We start from the raw sequence: 5,388 nt of genomic DNA, 5'->3' as shown, positions 1-5,388 counted from the left end.
GCAGAGCCGCAGACTGGAAGACGGGAAGTTTCGGCCCTTACGGATGCCCGGAAAACCTTAGCGTACGATTTTTTCCGAATTCTGCGGGCTCCCCTATCTCATCTGCGCAAGGCAGAACGTGAAGACGGCCGCCCTGGACCTCGCCCGCGAGCGCCAGGCGCACGAGGCCGGCGCGCGGACCCGCGCCACGGCCCACGAGCGGACGCCGCAGCAGGAGCGCCAGAAGGCCGCCAGAGAGGCCGAGCGCGGCCGTGAGGCTTGGACGCTAGGGCAGGGCATGAAAAAGCCCGTAGCGGGCTGCTACGGGCGTCTGACGCGGTGGAAAGGGGGAGGGGATGTTGTCTACATGGCTCTGCTGTAGTGAGTGGGTTGCGCTCCGGCAGCGGTCCTGATCAATCGTCACCCTTTCTCGGTCCTTCAACGTTCCTGACAACGAGCCTCCTTTTCGCCAATCCATCGACAATCACCGCGAGTCCCTGCTCGAACGCTGCGTCCGGACCGGCTTCGTCGAAGGCGTCTATCGCGGCCCGCAACAGCGGCGAGAGCGGAGCCTGTTCAACGGTGCCGCCGCGCTCGCCGGCATCGCTGTCGCCGGCCTGCTCCTCAAGCACGGCCCCAACAGTGAAGTAGCTGATTGTCATCAGCGCATTGACGGCGTCCCCGGCCGAAAAACCCGCCTCGCAGAGGAAGCGAAGCTGCGCGTCGGCCGTTTCCATCTGCGGTGCGCCCGGTCGCGTGCCGGCATGGATGCGCGCGCCATCGCGGTAGGCGAGCAGCGCCTGCCTGAAGCTGCGGGCATTCCCGATCAGAAATGAGCGCCAGTCGTCGTCGGCTCTCGGCACCGAATGCGTATGATTCTCCGCCAGCATGGCTTCGGCCAGTGCGTCGAGCAGCGCCCGCTTGTTCCTGAAGTGCCAGTAAAGCGCCGGCTGCTGAACCCCCAACCGTTCCGCCAGTTTGCGTGTCGTCAGACCGTCTACGCCGACCTCGTTCAACAGGTCCAGGGCGGCACGGATCACTGTATTCGGCTGCAACTTTGTCATGCTTGACACTTTATCACTGATAAACATAATATGTCCACCAACTTATCAGTGATAAAGAATCCGCGCGTTCAATCGGACCAGCGGAGGCTGGTCCGGAGGCCAGACGTGAAACCCAACAGACCCCTGATCGTAATTCTGAGCACTGTCGCGCTCGACGCTGTCGGCATCGGCCTGATTATGCCGGTGCTGCCGGGCCTCCTGCGCGATCTGGTTCACTCGAACGACGTCACCGCCCACTATGGCATTCTGCTGGCGCTGTATGCGTTGATGCAATTTGCCTGCGCACCTGTGCTGGGCGCGCTGTCGGATCGTTTCGGGCGGCGGCCGGTCTTGCTCGTCTCGCTGGCCGGCGCTGCTGTCGACTACGCCATCATGGCGACGGCGCCTTTCCTTTGGGTTCTCTATATCGGGCGGATCGTGGCCGGCATCACCGGGGCGACTGGGGCGGTAGCCGGCGCTTATATTGCCGATATCACTGATGGCGATGAGCGCGCGCGGCACTTCGGCTTCATGAGCGCCTGTTTCGGGTTCGGGATGGTCGCGGGACCTGTGCTCGGTGGGCTGATGGGCGGTTTCTCCCCCCACGCTCCGTTCTTCGCCGCGGCAGCCTTGAACGGCCTCAATTTCCTGACGGGCTGTTTCCTTTTGCCGGAGTCGCACAAAGGCGAACGCCGGCCGTTACGCCGGGAGGCTCTCAACCCGCTCGCTTCGTTCCGGTGGGCCCGGGGCATGACCGTCGTCGCCGCCCTGATGGCGGTCTTCTTCATCATGCAACTTGTCGGACAGGTGCCGGCCGCGCTTTGGGTCATTTTCGGCGAGGATCGCTTTCACTGGGACGCGACCACGATCGGCATTTCGCTTGCCGCATTTGGCATTCTGCATTCACTCGCCCAGGCAATGATCACCGGCCCTGTAGCCGCCCGGCTCGGCGAAAGGCGGGCACTCATGCTCGGAATGATTGCCGACGGCACAGGCTACATCCTGCTTGCCTTCGCGACACGGGGATGGATGGCGTTCCCGATCATGGTCCTGCTTGCTTCGGGTGGCATCGGAATGCCGGCGCTGCAAGCAATGTTGTCCAGGCAGGTGGATGAGGAACGTCAGGGGCAGCTGCAAGGCTCACTGGCGGCGCTCACCAGCCTGACCTCGATCGTCGGACCCCTCCTCTTCACGGCGATCTATGCGGCTTCTATAACAACGTGGAACGGGTGGGCATGGATTGCAGGCGCTGCCCTCTACTTGCTCTGCCTGCCGGCGCTGCGTCGCGGGCTTTGGAGCGGCGCAGGGCAACGAGCCGATCGCTGATCGTGGAAACGATAGGCCTATGCCATGCGGGTCAAGGCGACTTCCGGCAAGCTATACGCGCCCTAGGAGTGCGGTTGGAACGTTGGCCCAGCCAGATACTCCCGATCACGAGCAGGACGCCGATGATTTGAAGCGCACTCAGCGTCTGATCCAAGAACAACCATCCTAGCAACACGGCGGTCCCCGGGCTGAGAAAGCCCAGTAAGGAAACAACTGTAGGTTCGAGTCGCGAGATCCCCCGGAACCAAAGGAAGTAGGTTAAACCCGCTCCGATCAGGCCGAGCCACGCCAGGCCGAGAACATTGGTTCCTGTAGGCATCGGGATTGGCGGATCAAACACTAAAGCTACTGGAACGAGCAGAAGTCCTCCGGCCGCCAGTTGCCAGGCGGTAAAGGTGAGCAGAGGCACGGGAGGTTGCCACTTGCGGGTCAGCACGGTTCCGAACGCCATGGAAACCGCCCCCGCCAGGCCCGCTGCGACGCCGACAGGATCTAGCGCTGCGTTTGGTGTCAACACCAACAGCGCCACGCCCGCAGTTCCGCAAATAGCCCCCAGGACCGCCATCAATCGTATCGGGCTACCTAGCAGAGCGGCAGAGATGAACACGACCATCAGCGGCTGCACAGCGCCTACCGTCGCCGCGACCCCGCCCGGCAGGCGGTAGACCGAAATAAACAACAAGCTCCAGAATAGCGAAATATTAAGTGCGCCGAGGATGAAGATGCGCATCCACCAGATTCCCGTTGGAATCTGTCGGACGATCATCACGAGCAATAAACCCGCCGGCAACGCCCGCAGCATCGCGACCGTCATCGGTGAGAAGTTCGGCAGGTATTGGGTGGTGACAATGTAGGTGCTGCCCCAAATGGCAGGTGCTATCGCTGTGAACAATAAATCGGGCGTGCGTAATGACATGCGATTACAAGACCTCCGCTACGGCGATGGGTTTTTGAGAGTTGCAGGCGCCGCGATGACCGCACCCTGACTTGGACTGGCCCTGCCTCGCACCAATCCACCTGCGGCTATGGCCGCGATCATGCGAGGCCCGAAAATTACACGACCTGTACACGTCCGCCGAACCCGGAACGCAACAGAGCTTCGTGGGCATCCCGATCCGGGTCGTAGCAGCAGTCCTGGACCAAACGCACGTCGTAGTCCGCATCACTAGCCCAGGCGACGCTTGAAAGAACAACGCCGGTGGTGCTTATCCCGGCCATGACAAGCGTGCTTACGCCGCGCGTCCGAAGGTCGGCGTCGAGCGCCGTGCCATAAAAGACGCTGGCTCGCGGACATGCATAGAAAAGGTCGCCCCGTTCGATCGCAAGCCCTTCGACGGGCAGACCGGTGCGAAATCGTCCGCTCGGGAGATACGGTGAGATTTGGCGATTCGTCGCCGGCGGCGCATGTTCATACTCTTCGCCGAGCGAAAAGTTGGGGAACAGCACGGGCCGGCCGCGCAAGGCGTGCTGGCAGCCGTGCAGACCCTGCGTGAGATGAACGCCGACAACCTGCGCAAGGTGCCGGCCGATGCACCCACGGCCTTCATCAAGCCGCGCTGGAAGCCGCTGGTGATCACCCCGGAAGGCCTCGACCGGAAATTCTACGAAATCTGCGCCCTGTCCGAGCTGAAGAACGCCCTGCGCTCCGGCGACATCTGGGTCAAGGGCTCGCGGCAGTTCCGCGACTTCGACGACTACCTGCTGCCGGCCGAGAAGTTCGCCGCACTCAAGCGCGAGCAGGCCCTGCCCCTGGCGATCAACCCGAACAGCGACCAGTACCTGGAAGAGCGTTTGCAGCTGCTGGACGAGCAGTTGGCCACCGTCACCCGCCTGGCCAAGGACAACGAGCTGCCCGATGCCATCCTCACCGAGTCAGGGCTGAAAATCACCCCGCTGGATGCGGCGGTGCCGGATCGGGCGCAGGCGCTGATCGACCAAACCAGCCAGTTACTGCCGCGCATCAAGATCACCGAACTGCTGATGGACGTGGACGACTGGACGGGCTTCAGCCGCCACTTCACCCACTTGAAGGACGGGGCCGAGGCCAAAGACAGGACGTTGCTGCTGTCCGCAATCCTCGGTGATGCGATCAACCTCGGGCTGACCAAGATGGCCGAGTCGAGCCCCGGCCTGACCTACGCCAAGCTGTCCTGGCTGCAAGCCTGGCACATCCGCGACGAAACCTATTCGGCGGCCTTGGCCGAGCTGGTCAACCACCAGTATCGCCACGCCTTTGCCGCCCACTGGGGCGACGGCACGACCTCATCCTCCGATGGCCAGCGCTTCCGCGCGGGTGGCCGGGGCGAGAGCACCGGGCACGTCAACCCGAAGTACGGTAGCGAGCCGGGACGGCTGTTCTATACCCATATCTCCGACCAGTACGCGCCGTTCAGCACCCGCGTGGTGAATGTCGGCGTCCGCGATTCCACCTATGTGCTCGACGGCCTGCTGTACCACGAGTCCGACCTGCGGATCGAGGAGCACTACACCGACACGGCCGGCTTCACCGATCACGTCTTTGCCCTGATGCACCTGCTAGGCTTCCGCTTCGCGCCGCGCATCCGCGACCTCGGCGAAACCAAGCTGTACGTGCCGCAGGGCGTGCAAGCCTACCCGACGTTGCGCCCGCTGATCGGCGGCACCCTGAACATCAAGCACGTGCGTGCCCACTGGGACGACATCCTGCGCCTGGCCAGCTCGATCAAGCAGGGCACCGTCACCGCCTCGCTGATGCTGCGCAAGCTCGGCAGCTACCCGCGCCAGAACGGACTGGCCGTGGCCCTGCGCGAGCTGGGCCGGATCGAGCGCACGCTGTTCATCCTGGACTGGCTGCAAAGTGTTGAACTGCGCCGCCGCGTGCATGCCGGCCTGAACAAAGGTGAGGCGCGCAACTCGCTGGCCAGGGCGGTGTTCTTCAACCGCCTTGGGGAAATCAGGGATCGGAGCTTCGAGCAGCAGCGCTACCGGGCCAGCGGCCTCAACCTGGTGACGGCGGCTATCGTGCTGTGGAACACGGTGTACCTGGAACGCGCCACCCAGG

General features: G+C 63.3%; 5 protein-coding genes and 1 pseudogene. 3 read left to right on the top strand and 3 right to left on the bottom strand.

What is annotated here, in order from left to right; translation table 11 throughout:
• Nucleotides 1-118: 118 nt before the first annotated feature.
• Complete coding sequence (locus ACOTZF_RS24850) at nucleotides 119-361, top strand: transposase (RefSeq protein WP_000844627.1); 243 nt, start codon at nucleotides 119-121, stop codon at nucleotides 359-361.
• Between the two features lie 31 nt (nucleotides 362-392).
• Here ACOTZF_RS24850 and tetR(A) read toward each other — a convergent pair whose 3' ends face one another.
• Nucleotides 393-1,043 carry a tetracycline resistance transcriptional repressor TetR(A) gene (tetR(A), locus tag ACOTZF_RS24845; protein WP_000164043.1) on the bottom strand — a complete coding sequence of 217 codons (651 nt, stop codon included), beginning with the start codon at nucleotides 1,041-1,043 and terminating at the stop codon, nucleotides 393-395.
• A gap of 105 nt (nucleotides 1,044-1,148) precedes the next feature.
• Here tetR(A) and tet(A) point away from each other — a divergent pair, with 105 nt between their 5' ends.
• Nucleotides 1,149-2,348 (top strand): tetracycline efflux MFS transporter Tet(A), encoded by a 1,200-nt coding sequence (tet(A), locus tag ACOTZF_RS24840; protein WP_000804064.1) that lies wholly within the window; start codon nucleotides 1,149-1,151, stop codon nucleotides 2,346-2,348.
• Between the two features lie 31 nt (nucleotides 2,349-2,379).
• Here tet(A) and ACOTZF_RS24835 read toward each other — a convergent pair whose 3' ends face one another.
• Nucleotides 2,380-3,264: a DMT family transporter gene (locus tag ACOTZF_RS24835; protein WP_000058717.1), complete on the bottom strand. Its 885-nt coding sequence runs from the start codon at nucleotides 3,262-3,264 to the stop codon at nucleotides 2,380-2,382.
• Nucleotides 3,265-3,401: 137 nt separating this feature from the next.
• Nucleotides 3,402-3,794: a cysteine hydrolase family protein gene (locus ACOTZF_RS24830; RefSeq protein WP_001351729.1), complete on the bottom strand. Its 393-nt coding sequence runs from the start codon at nucleotides 3,792-3,794 to the stop codon at nucleotides 3,402-3,404.
• A 3-nt stretch (nucleotides 3,795-3,797) separates the two neighbouring features.
• Here ACOTZF_RS24830 and ACOTZF_RS24825 point away from each other — a divergent pair.
• Nucleotides 3,798-5,388, top strand: a pseudogene (locus tag ACOTZF_RS24825) (Tn3-like element TnAs1 family transposase); the annotation flags it as partial.

Source organism: Enterobacter cloacae complex sp. SHL021 (assembly GCF_049237765.1).
Lineage (GTDB): Bacteria > Pseudomonadota > Gammaproteobacteria > Enterobacterales > Enterobacteriaceae > Enterobacter > Enterobacter cloacae.
This window is presented reverse-complemented; position numbering and strand designations above follow the sequence as displayed.